The sequence below is a fragment of the Endozoicomonas sp. ALD068 genome (assembly GCF_049310145.1).
GTDB lineage: Bacteria > Pseudomonadota > Gammaproteobacteria > Pseudomonadales > Endozoicomonadaceae > Endozoicomonas_A.
This window is the reverse complement of sequence record NZ_JBLYNU010000004.1, coordinates 2,482,397-2,498,177: the sequence shown is the minus strand read 5'-3', so window position 1 is coordinate 2,498,177 and position 15,781 is coordinate 2,482,397. Positions and strand designations below refer to the sequence as shown.

Here is a 15,781-nt window from a genome sequence, read left to right as displayed (position 1 = left end):
TCAGGACGACGGGTGAACTTTATAAAAAAATCATTGTCGAAAGTTATATAAGTAATCGTTCTTTGCAGTAGCGATTAAATCGGGGAAGAACAATAACATAGGGGGGGAATCCTGATGCAACTATCTACCTTTACTTGTGGCCTGTTAAATCGTCAAAGCCCGACAACTCAATCCGATCAGGTTGCTGAGGTTAATCGTGCACCTGCAAAAAAGTATTTCAGTGTTCTTGATCCCGATGGCGTACCCGATCCAAAGTCACTCACCAGGCGCACCTGCCGCTCACGTCAGGCTGCTGACCGTTCTCCTGGCAACCGGGAGCAGCTCGGCGGCAAGGGTATGTTTTTGCAGCGCATGAAAGAAGCCGGTCTGTCTGTTCCACCCTTCAAATGTGTTACTGCCCAGGTTATGAATGCTCTGGAACAACACCCTGTGGATACCCATCGTTTAGCCCGTTATCTCCCCGGGATCGACCCTCAATGGGGCACAGAGACCAGCCTGACGAACATCCGGGAATACCTCAACACCTTGCCGCCTTCAGAGCAAACCAAAAGGAATAACTGGTTGGCAGGTCTGGCACAATTTATTGTCAGTGATGACTATTACGAACAGGTTAAAGATTCTGACGCGGCCCAACACATCAGGGAGCTGCGCCGACAGTTGGACCGATCCTCCAAATCAAAGCCCGTTATTGTCCGTAGTTCCGGTATCAATGAAGATAACTACGGCGATGCCCAGGCGGGCAAATACCTCTCTAAAGTTCAGAATGAAGACGATGTTTTACTTACTTGTCTTGAGGTTATGGCCTCGGGTTACCGGCCTGAAGTCTGCCCCGAAGGTGCACCGCAACCCATGGCGCTGATTATCCAGGAGTGTATTGACTGCTTGTATGGTGGGGTCGGCACGACTTTTCAATCCTTTCAGGATAAAACCATCAGGTTTGAGTACACGCGCGGTCAACCCAGAGGCGCAGTGGCAGGGCAGTCTGGTAACACACCACACCGCATCGATATTTTTCGCGAGGATCGCAAAAAAGAGGCTGGCCGCTCGCAATACTTTCCCGGGAGGATCTCAAGCCACTTTATCCTGGAAAAGCACAATAACGGCTATTCGGAAAAAAGAATTGCTGATGCCGATGCCCAATCAAACGAAGGTGGACAGCGACTCCCTGATAAAATGGTTTCTAAAATCAGAAAGGCGCTGACAAAGCTGGAAAATCTATTGCTCTGCCCCGTGGATGCAGAGTTTGCTATCGACCCTGAGGGTGGCTTTTTCGTGGTGCAGGTGCGCCCTGTTACCCAACTTTCTGGCGATATGGTTTTTGCCATGCCCATACCTGAAGAGGCTCTGGCCATTGGCGAGGGTATCAGCGAAGGCTTCTGCACCGGACCACTCTGGCTGGCCAAACGACAAGCGGCAGACTCTATGCCGAAGGGAGCCATTGTCGTAGCTGACCACGCTGAAGATTGGATGCTTGAGCGCAAATTCCTGGAACGGGCAGGGGGTTTTGTCCTGGCCGAAGCAGGGTTCAATGATCATGTAGCGATCGTCCTGAAACAGGAAAAAGTACCCTTAATGCGGGCCGGTGAACAGTTTGCGGCATTGGCCACTCAGGATGGCCAACAGGCGACGCTGGCCTGCGCCCGTTTTAACGGTGAGCCCGGAGCCTTTATCGTTGCGGGTGACCTTTCCGGAAAGCTGGCCAGTCACAGAAGCCTGTCTACTGCATTTTCTGATGAACCTTCAGCAGAGGCCGTCCCCTCAAGGGATGATTTGACCCCACCTGAAGGCACATTCCTTCAGGTGGCCAGTGCTTTTCAATGGCTTTCGGATCAAAATGCCCGCCTGCTGGCATTGTTTGCCCCCGGCGGCGGACTGGATTGCCTGGCAAACCCGGTAAAACTGAGCATGTCGCCACAACGATCAGAGCTACTCGCAAAGACTCAGGACAGCGTAATTCGACTGGTTGGTGGGGCTGAAGCACTGCTGGATGGGTATGGGGCTTTCCTGAGTCTGGCGGGTAACGGTGATCTATCTCAGCTCAAGCCAAAGAGGAAAGAATTACCGCAACTGAGCAAACGTTTCGAAATGCTGAAACAGACCATTCAATCAGTGTTAAAGAGAATTATTCTGCCAATGCAAGCCGCTGAAAAGGGGCAGGCATACCCGAGAGATTTTTGTCACTGGGTGGCAGACTGTCATCAGCTGCGATCCTGTCTTCAGGCACTGAATCCCGAGAGCGCAGTGCAGGTGCGAAGTGTCCATGAGTTGATTTTTGCCCTGCACCAGCGCTTCATAGAGGCCCTGGCGCCGGTCACTTTGGAGTCGGGTCAGGGCAGGCTAACTGAGGAGCGGGTTAGGGATAGGTCAAACTACAAACAGCGCATCACCTTTGTTGATTGCACAACTCCGGGCAAGTCGGGTGAAAAGGCACCACTATTGAGTCCGTCCGTCAAGGAATCCATCTGGCAGTTAGCGCGTGAAACGACTGTCATCAGCATGGATGATGCATTGATTGTTAATCTGAAATTAGGGGCAGGGGGGCATGTGGGCCTTGTTGAATTACTTGAAAACGCAGAGGGTGGAAAAGGACGAACCTTGCGGCTGAAATTTTCTGACGATTTTGATGCAGCTTATAGTAATGGCAAATTTCAGCGTGTGTGGTTTCTGGCACAACTTCTGAAAGCGATCAAACTGGATGAAAATGCTGCTGGCATGAAACTCGCCTGCAACCCTGTGGCGCGTGAATTAATTGTCGAATATCCGGGAATGAAAACACGTGAAGCTATGCAGGCTGCCTTTAAAAAACTGATGATTGTCTTAGAAGCTATATTTGCTTTCGATATAGCCTTTGAAAAAGCAGTCATTCTGGAGGAATCTCGTTGGGATTTTAACCTGCTTGCGCAACGTCTTAATCCCGATGTTACAGTAGAAACTGATGCATTCAATTTTCAACACTGCATTTTCGCAATACCTTATCTGAAGATTGACCGCCTTACTATTAGTCCCGCTTGCTGCCAGTTATTAAACAACCACCTTCAACAGATTGTTCATTTTGCTGAGCAGTTACATGAGTGTCGGAAATTAGTCGTTCGCGGGGAAAAACCGCAGGACAGTCTGAGGGAGATATTCAGAAGTGATGAGTTGAGTGAGAGCACCCGCAGGCAGCTGATACATCATTTTTTTTTGTTAGAAGCCCATTACTCTATTCCACCGTTTGAGGATTTTTATGACCGTTATAGAGACCAATACTATATTCTCAAACCAACACGCGATTTCAAGCCGACGTTTGCTGTGCCACCGAGTCAGTCTCTTTCGGATATTAAAGAAGAGGTCAGCAAAGCCTTGGCGAAGAATGGGCTGAAAGACGTCAGCCAAAGGATTCGAGGTGATAAAGAACTTGTATTAGAAGCCATTATAACAAGTCCGGAAAAACAGAGGCATTTTAGTGAAGAACTGAAGGAAGATAAAGATGTCGCCATCGCCTTAGTGTCTAATTGTGATTGTGAACTGGGGTACCTCCGACCGAAATTTAAGGATGATTATGATGTTGTCAAGGCTGCTGTCAAAAAGTTTTCAAGATCTCTGCAGTTTGCCAGTGAAAGAATCCGAAGCGATAAAGACTTTATTAAAGAGCTGGTTGCTATAGATGTTGAATGTTTAATGGATGTCGAGGCAAGCCTGTTGAGTGATCGCGAGTATATGCTCGACTTAATTGCAGTGGATCCTGGTGCTATCGAATATGCGGCTCTCAAGTTTATGTATGATCAGACTTTTATCGATGCAGCAAAGCTAAGAAACCCCAAAGTTATTAGATACATCGGGGGCCGTTTGGAGAATATCAGATTGACTCTGACAACATGGGTCGATGAAATGCGTTGTGGTATTTCTTAAGGCCGATGGGTGAACTTTATAAAAAAACCGTTGTCGAAAGTTAAGTAATCGATTTATTTAATGGCGGTGTGTTGATGTTAGATACAACTTTTTTAAAAAAAACGGATCCTCAAAGCCCGGCAACTCATTCCAATCAGATTAACGGGGCTTATAGTTCACCCAAAAGACATTTCGGTAATGTTGGTCCCGGAGTTGTTGTCGATCCAACGCCAATGGCTGAACGCAGTTGCCGTTCACCGGCTGCTGACTGTTCTCCCTGCGACCGGGAGCAACTTGGGGGCAAGGGAATGTTTTTGTGGCGCATGAAGAAAGCCGGTCTGTCTGTTCCAGCGTTTGAGTGTGTTACTGCTCAAGTCATGAATGCCCTTGAACAACAGCCTCTGGATAGCCATCGTTTAGACCCCTATCTCCCTGAGATTTGCTGTATATTGAAGGCAGAGCCCAGCCTGACGAGCATCAGGGAATGCCTCAATGCCTTGCCGCCGTCAGAGCAAACCATAAGGAATCACTGGCTGGCGGGTCTGGAACAATTTATTGCCAGTGATGACTATTACCAACAGGTTAAAGATTCTGAAGCGGCCGAACACATCAGGGGGCTGTGCCGACAGTTGCACCGAACCTCCGAATCAAAGCCCGTTATTGTCCGCAGTTCAGGCATCAATGAAGATAACTACGGCGATGCCCAGGCGGGTAAATACCGCTCAGAAGTTCAGGGAGAAGAGGATATTGTGCGTACCTGCCTCAAGATTATGGCTTCAGCTTACCGGCCTGAAGTCTGTTCCGAAGGCGTACCCTCCCCCATGCCACTGGTCATCCAACAATGCATTGACTGCAAATACGGTGGGGTCGCCATGAGCTTTCAATCCTTTGAGGATGGCACCATCAGGGTTGAGTACACAAAGGGTCAGCCCAAAGGCGTAGTAGCAGGGCAGTCCGGCAACACGCCCCACCGCATCGATATTTATCGCGGGGATAGCAAAGAAGAAACTAAAAGCTTTCAATTCTTTCCCGGGAAGATCTCGAGTCACTTTATCCTGCATAAGGACAATAACGGCTACTCGGAAACCAGAATTGATGATGGCGATAGCCAATCAAACGACGTTGAACAACAACTTACTGATGGCATGATTTCAGACCTGAGGGAGATGGTGACAAAGCTGGAAAAACTGTTGCTCTGCCCTGTGGATGTGGAGTTTGCCATAGACCATCAGGGCCGCCTGCTCCTGCTGCAGGTGCGTCCTGTCACCCGACTCTCCGGCGGCCTCGACTTTGCCATGCCCATACCCGAAGAGACCCTGGCCATCGGCGAGGGAGTCAGCGAAGGCTACTGCACCGGACCACTCTGGCTGGCTCAAGAATCAGCGGCAGACTCCATGCCAGAGGGAGCCATTGTCGTGGCCCGACACGCTCAAGACTGGATGCTTGAGCCCGGGTTCCTGAAGCGTGCAGGAGGCTTTGTCACGGCCACTGGAGGCTTCAATGATCATGTAGCGATCCTGATGAAACAGCAACGAAAAACCCTGATGCTGGCGGGTGGCGAGTTTGCGACCGTGGTCGCTCAGGTTGGCCAAAAGGCGACGCTGGCCTGTGCCCGTTTTAACGGTAAGCCCGGTGCCTTTATTGTTGTCGGTGACATGACCGGGAAACTGGTGAGTCACCAAAGTCTATCCTCTGCTGGTTCTGATGTGCCTTCAACAAAAGCCGCTCCGTCATGGGATGATTTGTCCCTCTCAGAAGGCGCACTCCGTCAGGTCGCGAGCGGATTTCAATGGCTCACGGATCAAAATGCCCGACTGTTGGCATTTTTTGCCTCCGGCGGCGGACTGGATTGTCTGGCAAACCCGGTAAAACTGAGCATGTCGCCGCAAAGATCAAAGCGACTGGCAGAGACCTGTGACAGCGTAAATCTACTGGTTCATGGGGCTGAAGCGCTGCTGGATGGGTACGGTGTATTCTTGCAACTGGCTGGAGAGAGACGTTCACACAGTGTCGTGTCATTGCAGGATGAAGTACCGCAACTGATCAATCGGTTCGAGAAGCTGAAAAAGACCATTCAATCCGGGTTGAAGCGTATCACTCTTCCCATGCAAGCCTCCGACAAAGGACAGCTATCCCCGGGAATATTTCATCAGTGGGTGGCAGACTGTTATCAGCTACAATCCTGTCTTCAGGCACTCAGTCCTGGTAAGGCTGAGTGGGTCCGGAGTGTCCATGAGCTGATTTTTGCTTTGCATCAGCGCTTCGTAAAGGCGTTGGGACAGGTTACTCTGGACTCGGGTCAGGGCAGGCTATCTAAAATAAATGACATCACCTATGCTGATTGCACGACCTGGGGTGAAGAGGCTCCGCTATTGAGCCCGACCGTTGCATCCATCAATGAGTTAAAGTCTGAAGCGACTGTCGTCAGTATGGATGATGCCTTTATTGTTACCCTGGATCTTGGTGATCATAAGACTGTTATCGAGCTATTCGAGCATGCAGAGGGGGGAAAAGGTCGAACCGTTCGGCTAAAATTCTCTGACAAATTTTATAGCCCTGATGGCAGTGATGCACCTGGGAAGTTAAAACGTATGTGGTTTCTGGCGCGGTTACTGAAAGCAATCGAACTGGATAAAAATGCTGATGCTATGAAGCTAAGCTGCAATGTCGTAGTGGGAGAAATTATTGTCGAATGCGCTCGAATGCCACTGGTTAAAACCAGGCAGGATATTATTTTAGAACTGATGACGACATTAAAGGTCATTAGCAATCTGGATTTATATTTAAATGGAAAAGTCATTTTTGAAAGAGATCAGTGGAACTTTAACTTGCTTGAACAACGCCTTAATGGCGATGTTACGACAGAAACTGATAGATTCGTCTTTCAACAATGCCTCTTCGTACTGGTTCATGGTACACGAAATTACATCACTGAAGATTGCTACCGATTATTAGCCAACCCCTACCAACAGTTTATTGATCAAGCTCGCCGCTTGGCAGAGTACGATTGTAAACCAGTGCGCCAGCTTCGGGAAGTTTTAATGAATGACAAGATTGCTGATGACACGCGCAGGAAACTCTTTCATCATCTTTTAACGTATAAGCCCAGCATCGCTAGTCAATTGACTGAGGATGTGTATCCCCATTTGAGAGGTAAATACTTTGTTGTCGAACCATCACAAGGTTACGAACTGAGGTTTGCTGTTTCACCGGATCAGCCGCTTTGGCGGCAAAATAGAGAAAAAGTCGAAAAAGCCTTGCTGAAGCATGAGATCGAACATGCCAGTCAAAGGGTGCGAAAAGAATACTGGTTTTTATTTGATCGGTGAATTTGCAAACTCTACCGGTGCAAACCCTGTTGCCAGCCTGTTGTTGTTTTTACTACTGCGTGCCTGAAGCTGTCGGGGGAACTTTATAAAAACATGATTGTCAAATTAAAGTAATGCCAATCGTGCTTTCTGACGCCCGTGATGAGCATGGAGATTTGAGCCTTAAGGCAAGGCGACGATCGCCAACGCAGGATTAAGGCTCAAATCTTCAGTGCAGCAGGGCGTTAGAAAGTTCGATGGGTATAGCGGCTCGCCATTGAGTCATGGATGAATATTAACCTGAGAGGGATGTCTTTATGTTCACTTTACCACCTGCAAACATTGTCAGATCAGATTCTGAAAGTCTGGCTACTGTCCCCGATCAGAATACCGGGGCTGATAGTTCACACAAAAGGCATTTCGGCGATCTTAAATCCACTGGTGTTCCCGAAGCAACGCCACTATCCAAGCGCAATATCCAGGGTCTGACACCACCTGTTGCCAGTGATGACTATTACGAACAGGTTAAACATTCCCAAGCGTCCCTGGCCATCGGCGAGGGGGGCAGCGAAGGCTTGTGCACCAGGCCAATCTGGTTGGCCAAAGAATGGGAGGCAGAATCTATGCCAGATGGTGCCATGGTCTCGGCCCCATACATTGAAGACTGGATGCTTGAGCCTGAGTTCCTGAAACGGGCAGGGGGCTTTGTCCTGGCCAAAGCAGAACTCATCACTGACACTGTAGCGACCCTCATGAAAGAGAAAGGAAAAATTTTGATGCTGGACCCTGACGCTGGTCTGCCCCCGTTTTAACGATGAGTCTGGTGCCTTCGATTCGGGTGCCAGTCAAAGGGTGCGAAATGAATACATAACATGAAAGGGATATCTTGATGTTACCTGCAACTAGATTTGACATTTCAAATTCTCAAAGCTTGGCAACCGTTCCCAATCAGAATACTGAGGTCAACAGTTCAATTGAAAGGCATTTCAGTGATCTTGATCCCAGTGGCGTTCGCGATCCAACGTCGCTTACCAGGCGCACCTGCCGCTCCCCTGCTTCAGATCAGGCTGCTGGCTATTCTCCCTCCAAACGGGAACAACTCGGGGGCAAGGGGATGTTTTTGTTGCGCATGAAAGAAGCCGGTCTGTCTGTTCCGCACTTCGAATGTGTTACGGCTCAAGTGATGCATGCGCTTGAACAACACCCTCTCGATCGCCATCTTTTAGAGCGCTATTTTCCCGGGTTTGTTTATGAACCGGCGACGGAGACCAGCCTGAAGAAAATCCGGGAATACCTCAATACCCTGTTGCCTTCAGAGCAAACCAAAAGGGATGACTGGCTGGCGGGTCTGGTGCTATTTATTGTCAGTGATGACTATTACCAACAGGTTAAGGGTTCTGAAGCGGCCCAACACATCAAGGGGCTGCGCCGACAGTTGGACCGATCCTCCAAATCGCAGCCCGTTATTGTCCGCAGTTCCGGCATTAATGAAGATAACTACGGCGATGCCCAGGCGGGTAAATACCTCTCGGAAGTTCAGGGAGATGAGGATGTTTTGCGTACCTGTCTCAGGGTTATGGCTTCAGCTTATCGACCTGAAGTCTGTTCCGAAGGCATATCATCCCCCATGGCGCTGGTCATCCAAGAGTGCATTGACTGCCAATACGGCGGGGTCGCCATGAGCTTTCAATCCTTTGAGGATGGTACCGTCAGGATTGAGTACACAATGGGTCAGCCCAGAGGCGTAGTGGCAGGGCAGTCTGGTAACAGGCCCCACCGCATCGATATTTATCGCGGGGATAGCAAAGAAGAAACTAACAGCTTTCAATTCTTTCCCGGGACGATCTCGAGTCGTTACATCCTGCGCAAAGATAATAACGGCTATTCGGAAACAAAAATGGATGATGCCGATGCCCAATCAAACGACGTTGAGCAACAACTCACTGATGACATGGTTGCAGACCTCAGGCAGATGGTGACAGAGCTGGAAAAACTTTTGCTCTGCCCTGTGGATGTGGAGTTTGCCATAGACCATCAAGGTCGCCTGTTCCTGTTGCAGGTGCGTCCTGTCACCCGACTCTCTGGCGGCCTGGACTTCGCCATCCCCATACCTGAAGAGACTCTGGCCATTGGCGAGGGTGTCAGCGAAGGTTATTGCACCGGAAGACTCTGGCTGGCTGAAGAACAAGCGGCAGGCTCTATGCCAGAGGGAGCCATTGTCGTGGCCCGACACGCTCAAGACTGGATGCTTGAGCACGGGTTCCTGAAGCGGGCAGGAGGCTTTGTTACTGCCACAGGAGGATGCAATGATCATGTAGCGATCCTGATGAAACAGCAACGAAAAACCCTGATGCTGGCCGGTGACCAGTTTGAGTCCGTGGCCGCTCAGGTTGGCCAACAGGCGACGCTGGCCTGTGCCCGCTTTGAAGGTAAGCCCGGTGCCTTTATTGTTGCCGGTGACATGACCGGGAAACTGTTGAGTCACGGCATTCTATCCTCTGCTGCTTCTGATGAACCTTCAGCAAAAGCCATCCCTTCATGGGATGATTTGTCCCTCTCAGAAGGCGCACTCCGTCAGGTCGCCAGCGGATTTCAATGGCTCACGGATCAAAATGCCCGCCTGTTGGCATTTTTTGCCTCCGGCGGCGGACTGGATTGTCTGGCAAACCCGGTAAAACTGAGCATGTCGCCACAACGATCAAAGCGACTGGCAGAGACCTGTGACAGCATAAATCGACTGGTTTATGGGGCTAAAGCACTGCTGGATGGGTACAAGGCATTCCTGCAACTGGCTGTTGAGAGAAGTTCAGACCGCGTCGAGTCATTGCGGAATGAATTACCGCAGCTGAGCAACCGGTTCGAGAGGTTGAAACGGACCATTCAATTCGGGTTAGAGCGTATCACTCTTCCCATGCAAGCTGCCGAAGGAGAGAAGGTATCCCCCGTAACCTTTCGTCAGTGGGTGGCAGACTGTCATCAGCTACAATCCTGTCTTCAAGCACTTAACCCTGGAAAGGCTGAGCAGGTGCGAAGTGTCCATGAGCTGATTTTTGCCCTGCATCAGCGTTTTGTGGAGGCATTGGCACCGGTCACTCTGGCTTCGGGTCAGGGTGAGGTATCTACGGTAGATGACATCATCTTTGTCGATTGCACGACACCGGGTGCAGAGGCACCGCTATTGAGACCATCCGGCAAAGCGTACATAGAAGGTTTAGAGCTTTCAGGAACTGTCGTCAGTATGGATGATGCCTTGATTGTTAACCTGAAGCTTGGAAGTCATATGAGCCTTGTCGAGCTGCTTGAACACACAGAGGGGGGTAAGGGACGAACCTTGCGGCTGAAATTTTCTGACCGGTTTCGGAGCCCTGATGGCAGTGGTGAGCATGGTAAGTTAAAGCGTATGTGGTTTTTAGTGCAGCTACTGAAAGTGATCAACCTGGGTGAAAAGGCTGATAGCATGAAGCTGGGTTGTAACGCCGTGGCGGGTGAAATTATCGTCGAATACTCCGGTATGAAATCACGTAAAGCCATGCAGGATGCCTTTGAAAAACTGATGATTGTGTTAAATGGTATGGCTGAGCTTGATTTTTTCTTCAGGGATAGGCAAACATTTGCAGAAGATCATTGGGACTTTAGCTTGCTAGCGCAAAGCCTTAATCCCGAAGTTATGACAGAAGCCGACAGATTCACTTTTCAATATTGTCTTTTTACAATGTATTATCTGAGGGATTTTTGCCGTATTAATCCCGAATGCTGCCAGTTGTTAAGCAACCACCTTCAACAGTTTGTTTATTATGCTGAGCAGTTGGGGAAGTGTTGCGCGTTGGTCTATTCCGAGAAAAAACCGGAGGACAGTCTGAGGGAAATTTTAATGAGTGTTGAGATTAGTGAGGATATCCGCAGGGAACTCTTGCATCATTTTTTATTATCAGAACGCCATTACTCTATAGGACTGATTGAGTATTTTTATCCTGATTTGAGAGGTCAATACTTTATTATCAAACCATCACGCGATTACACGCTGACCTTTGATGTTCCACCGTCTCAGTCGCTGTTGGATATCAAAGGAACGCTGAAGGAAGCCTTGGTGAAGGGTGGGCTGGAATATGTCAGCCAAGGGATTCGAAGTGATAAAGAGCTTGTATTAGAAGCCCTGGCTGGGCATCCATCGGACGTGAAATATGCAGGTAAGGAGCTGAGGGGTGATAAACAAGTTGCCATAGCCGCAGTCACCCGGAGAGGCTGTCTCCTGTTTGACGTCAACTCGAAACTTCAGGATGATGATGACGTTATCAAAGCCGCTATCAAACAGAATCCAGGTGCTCTGGAGTTTGCCAGTGAAAGAATCCGAAGGGATAAAAGCATTATTAATAGTGTGATTAAACATGGCGTTTTTTACTTGCAAGATGCCAGTGAAACTTTGTTAAATGATCGCGAGTATATGCTTGACTTAATTGCAGAGTATCCTGAAGCATTCCAATATGTGGCTTCCGGGCTTAAAAGTGATCAGAATTTTATCGATTCAGTAATGCTTAGAAACCCCAAAGTTGATAAATACATCAGATATTTTTTAGATAGTGTCTGATCTGTTCTGACAGCAATGGCCAGTGCAAGCTGCGTTGCTAACTTATTGGTCGTAAGATCATAAAAAACTCCGGGGTCAGCTAAGTACTCAACCATACGAAATCATATTTTCTGACTTATTGTTCAGGCACTCTGACTGCGTTGCAACTCTGGTCACATAGCTTGCTATGCTCCCGTCGTTGCGCCTTGCAGAGCACCTGCCCAATAAGCCAGAAATATTCGATTCCGTGTGGCTGAGTACTTAATAAACAACAGAGAAACATTAACATAAGAGAGATGTCATAATGTTAAATGCTGATTTTGGTACATCAAAGCCTCCAATCCTGAGAAGGATTCCCAATCAGAATAACCGAGCTGATAGTTCACCCGAAAAGTATTTCAGTGACCCTCAGTCCTTTGGCATTCGATCCATTCAAACTCCTTTATCCCGGCGTCTCTGTGGTTTGTCTGTTTCAGGCCAGGCTGACACACTCCGGGAGCAACTTGGAGGCAAGGGGATGTTTTTGTGGCGCATGAACAAAACCGGTTTATCTGTTCCGCCATTCCAATGTGTGACAACCAGGGTCATGGGTGCTCTTGAACGATATTCTCTGGATGGCCGTCGTTTATCACGCTATCTTCCCGGGATTGACCATGGACAGCAGGCAGAGACCAGCCTGACGAAGATCAGGGAATACCTCAATACCTTGCCACCCTCAGAGCAAACCAACAGAGATAAATGGTTGGCGGGTCTGGCGGAATTTATTGCCAGTGATGACTGTTACGAACAGGTTAAAAATTCTGAAGCAGCTCAAAAAATCAGGGATCTGCGTCGTCAGCTGGATGGAACCTGCACATCACAGCCGGTTATTGTCCGCAGTTCCGGCATTAATGAAGATAACTTCGGCGATGCCCAGGCGGGCAAATACCTCTCGGACGTTCAGGGAGATGAGGATGTTTTGCGTACCTGCCTCAGGGTTATGGCTTCAGCTTACCGACCTGAAGTCTGTTCCGAAGGCATACCCTCCCCCATGGCACTGGTCATCCAACAGTGCATTGACTGCCAATACGGCGGGGTTGCCATGAGCTTTCAATCCTTTAACGATGGTACCGTCAGGGTTGAGTACACAATGGGGCAGCCCAGAGGCGTAGTGGCAGGGCAGTCTGGTAACAGGCCCCACCGCATCGATATTTATCGCGGGGATAGCAAAGAAGAAACTGACCGCTTTCAATTCTTTCCCGGGACGATCTCGAGTCACTTTATCCTGCAAAAGAACAATAACGGCTATTCAGAAACAAGAATTGATGATGCCGATGCCCAATCAAACGACGTTGAGCAACAACTCACTGATGACATGGTTTCAGACCTCAGGCAGATGGTGACAGAGCTGGAAAAACTTTTGCTCTGCCCCGTGGATGTGGAGTTTGCCATAGACCATCAAGGTCGCCTGTTTCTGTTGCAGGTGCGTCCTGTCACCCGACTCTCTGGCGGCCTGGATTTCGCCATGCCCATACCCGAAGAGACCCTGGCCATCGGCGAGGGTGTCAGCGAAGGCTATTGCACCGGACCGCTCTGGCTGGCTGAAGAAGCAGCGGCAGACTCTATGCCAGACGGAGCCATAGTGGTGGCCCGACACGCTGAAGACTGGATGCTTGAGCCCGGGTTCCTGAAGCGGGCAGGAGGCTTTGTCACTGCCACAGGAGGGTTCAATGATCATGTAGCGATCGCCATGAAACAGAAACGAAAAGCCCTGATGCTGGCCGCTAGTCAGTTCGCGGCAGTGGCCGCTAAGCCTGGCCAACAGGTGACGCTGGCCTGTGCCCACTTTAACGGAAAGTCCGGAGCCTTTATTGTTGCCGGTGACATTACCGGGGAACTGGTGAGTCATGGAAGCCTGTCTGATCTGCCGCCAGTAAAAGCCGTCCCGTCACGGGATGATTTGTCCCCCTCAGACGACACATTCCATACGGTCGCCAGCGGTTTTCAATGGCTCACGGATCAAAATGCCCGGCTGTTGGCATTTTTTGCCACCGGCGGCGGGCTGGACTGTCTGGCAAATCCGGTAAAACTGAGTATGTCGCCACAACGATCAAAGCGACTGGCAGAGACCTTGGACAGCGTAAATCGACTGGTTCATGGGGCTCAGGCGCTGCTGGATGGGTACGAGGCATTCCTGCAACTGGCTGTTAAGCAAAGTTCTGACAGAGTCGAGTCATTGCGGCAAGAGTTACCGCAGCTGAGCAACCGGTTCGAGATGCTGAAACAGACCATTGAATCCGGGTTAGAGCGTATCACTCCTCTCATGCAAGCCGCTGAAAAAGAGAAGGTATCCCCGGTAAGCTTTCGTCAGTGGCTGGCAGACTGTCATCAGCTACAATCCTGTCTTCAAGCACTCAACCCGAAAAGCGCTGAGCAGGTGAGAAGTGTTCATGGGCTGATTTTTGCCTTGCATCAGCGTTTTGTGGAGGCACTGGCACCGGTCACTCTGGCTTCGGATCAGGGTGAGGTATCTACGGCAAATGGCATCACTTATGTTGATTGCACGACACCGGGCGCAAAGACGCCGTTATTGAGACCGTCCGACAAAGTATCCATTGAAGAATCAGGGCTCTTGGGGACTGTCATCAGTATGGATACTGCCTTGATTGTTAACCTGAAGCTTGGCAGTCATATGAGCCTTGTCGAGCTGCTTGAAAACGCAGAGGGAGGTAAAGGACGAACCTTGAGGCTGAAATTTTCTGACCAGTTTCGGAGCCCTGATGGCAGTGATGAACACGGTAAGTTAAAACGTATGTGGTTTTTAGTGCAGCTACTGAAAACGATCAAGCTGGGTAAGGAGGCTGTTAGCATGAAGCTGGGTTGTAACGCCGTGGCGGGTGAAATTATCGTCGAATACTCCGGCATAACATCATGCAAAGCCATGCAGGATGCCTTTGAAAAACTGATGATTGTGTTAAGTGATATGTCTGAGCTTGATATTTTCTTTACTGACAGAAAGACATTTGCAGAAAATCATTGGGATTTTAACTTGCTTGCACAACGCCTTAATTCCGATGCTATGACAGAAACCGATAGATTCACCTTTCAATATTGTCTTTTCACAATGTATTATCTGCGTTTATGCCGTCTTGTTCCCGAATGCTGCCAGTTACTAAGCAACCACCTTCAACAGTTTGTTTATTATGCTGAGCAGTTAGGGGAGTGTCTGGCGTTAGTAAATTCCAAGAAAAAACCGGAGGATAGTCTAAGGGAAATTTTAATGAGTGTTGAGATTAGTGAGGATATCCGCAGGGAGCTCTTACATCATTTTTTATTGTCAAATCGCCATTACTCTATAGGGCTGATTGAGTACTTTTATCCGCATTTGAGAGATCAATACTTTATTATCAAACCATCACGGGATTACACGCTGACATTTGATGTTCCACCGTCTCAGTCGCTTTCGGATATCAAAGGAACGGTGAAGAAAGCCCTGGTGAAAGATGGACTGGAATATGTCAGTCAACGGATTCGAAGTGATAAAGAGCTTGTATTAGAAGCTGTTACAGGGCATCCATCTAACCTGAAATATGCAAGTCAGGAACTGAGGAATGATAAACAGGTTGTCATAGCCGCAGTTACTCAGAGAGGCTGTTGTCTGATCGACGCCAGCTCGAAACTTCAGGATGATGATGACGTTGTCAAGGCCGCTATCAAACAGAGTCCAGATGCTCTGGAGTATGCCAGTGAAAGAATTCGAAGAGATAAAAGCATTATTAGTAGTGTAATTAAACAAGGCGTTTGTCACTTGCGATATGTCAGTAAAACCTTGTTAAATGATCGCGAGTATATGCTTGACTTAATTGCAGAGTATCCTGGAGCTTTCAAACATGCGGCTTACAGGCTTAAAAATGATCAGGTTTTTATCGATTCAGCAAGGCTTGGAAACCCCGAAGTTGATAAATACGTCAGGTATTTTTTAGCCTGAATTATGAACTTTATAAAAATATTATTGTCAAATGTAAAGGTAATGACCAGTCGTTGATTCATGGGTGATTAT

5 protein-coding genes are annotated in these 15,781 nt (G+C 48.8%); all 5 read left to right on the top strand.

Going from position 1 to position 15,781, the window contains the following annotated elements; translation table 11 throughout:
- The first annotated feature begins 114 nt into the window (after nt 1–114).
- The 5 genes from ACO6V5_RS08700 to ACO6V5_RS08680 all read left to right on the top strand — a co-directional run bounded on the left by ACO6V5_RS08700 (nt 115) and on the right by ACO6V5_RS08680 (nt 15,709).
- The gene (locus tag ACO6V5_RS08700; protein ID WP_422412858.1) at nt 115–3,891 is read left to right on the top strand and encodes a PEP/pyruvate-binding domain-containing protein; all 3,777 of its coding nucleotides are present in this window, start codon (nt 115–117) and stop codon (nt 3,889–3,891) included.
- Nucleotides 3,892–3,965: 74 nt separating this feature from the next.
- Nucleotides 3,966–7,199: a PEP/pyruvate-binding domain-containing protein gene (locus ACO6V5_RS08695; RefSeq protein ID WP_422412860.1), complete on the top strand. Its 3,234-nt coding sequence runs from the start codon at nt 3,966–3,968 to the stop codon at nt 7,197–7,199.
- 296 nt (nt 7,200–7,495) lie between these two features.
- Complete coding sequence (locus ACO6V5_RS08690; protein WP_422133435.1) at nt 7,496–7,990, top strand: hypothetical protein; 495 nt, start codon at nt 7,496–7,498, stop codon at nt 7,988–7,990.
- A gap of 77 nt (nt 7,991–8,067) precedes the next feature.
- Nucleotides 8,068–11,763, top strand: coding sequence for a PEP/pyruvate-binding domain-containing protein (locus ACO6V5_RS08685; protein WP_422412862.1), 3,696 nt, complete (start codon nt 8,068–8,070; stop codon nt 11,761–11,763).
- Nucleotides 11,764–12,046: 283 nt separating this feature from the next.
- On the top strand, nt 12,047–15,709 hold the full coding sequence (locus ACO6V5_RS08680) for a DUF4116 domain-containing protein (RefSeq protein WP_422442402.1): 3,663 nt from the start codon (nt 12,047–12,049) through the stop codon (nt 15,707–15,709).
- The last annotated feature ends 72 nt before the right edge of the window (nt 15,710–15,781 follow it).

Bases quoted from the DNA above. Each gene is read 5' to 3' on its own strand.
- ACO6V5_RS08700 (WP_422412858.1), top strand. From the start codon at position 115: ATGCAACTATCTACCTTTACTTGTGGCCTGTTAAATCGTCAAAGCCCG.
- ACO6V5_RS08695 (WP_422412860.1), top strand. From the start codon at position 3,966: ATGTTAGATACAACTTTTTTAAAAAAAACGGATCCTCAAAGCCCGGCA.
- ACO6V5_RS08690 (WP_422133435.1), top strand. From the start codon at position 7,496: ATGTTCACTTTACCACCTGCAAACATTGTCAGATCAGATTCTGAAAGT.
- ACO6V5_RS08685 (WP_422412862.1), top strand. From the start codon at position 8,068: ATGTTACCTGCAACTAGATTTGACATTTCAAATTCTCAAAGCTTGGCA.
- ACO6V5_RS08680 (WP_422442402.1), top strand. From the start codon at position 12,047: ATGTTAAATGCTGATTTTGGTACATCAAAGCCTCCAATCCTGAGAAGG.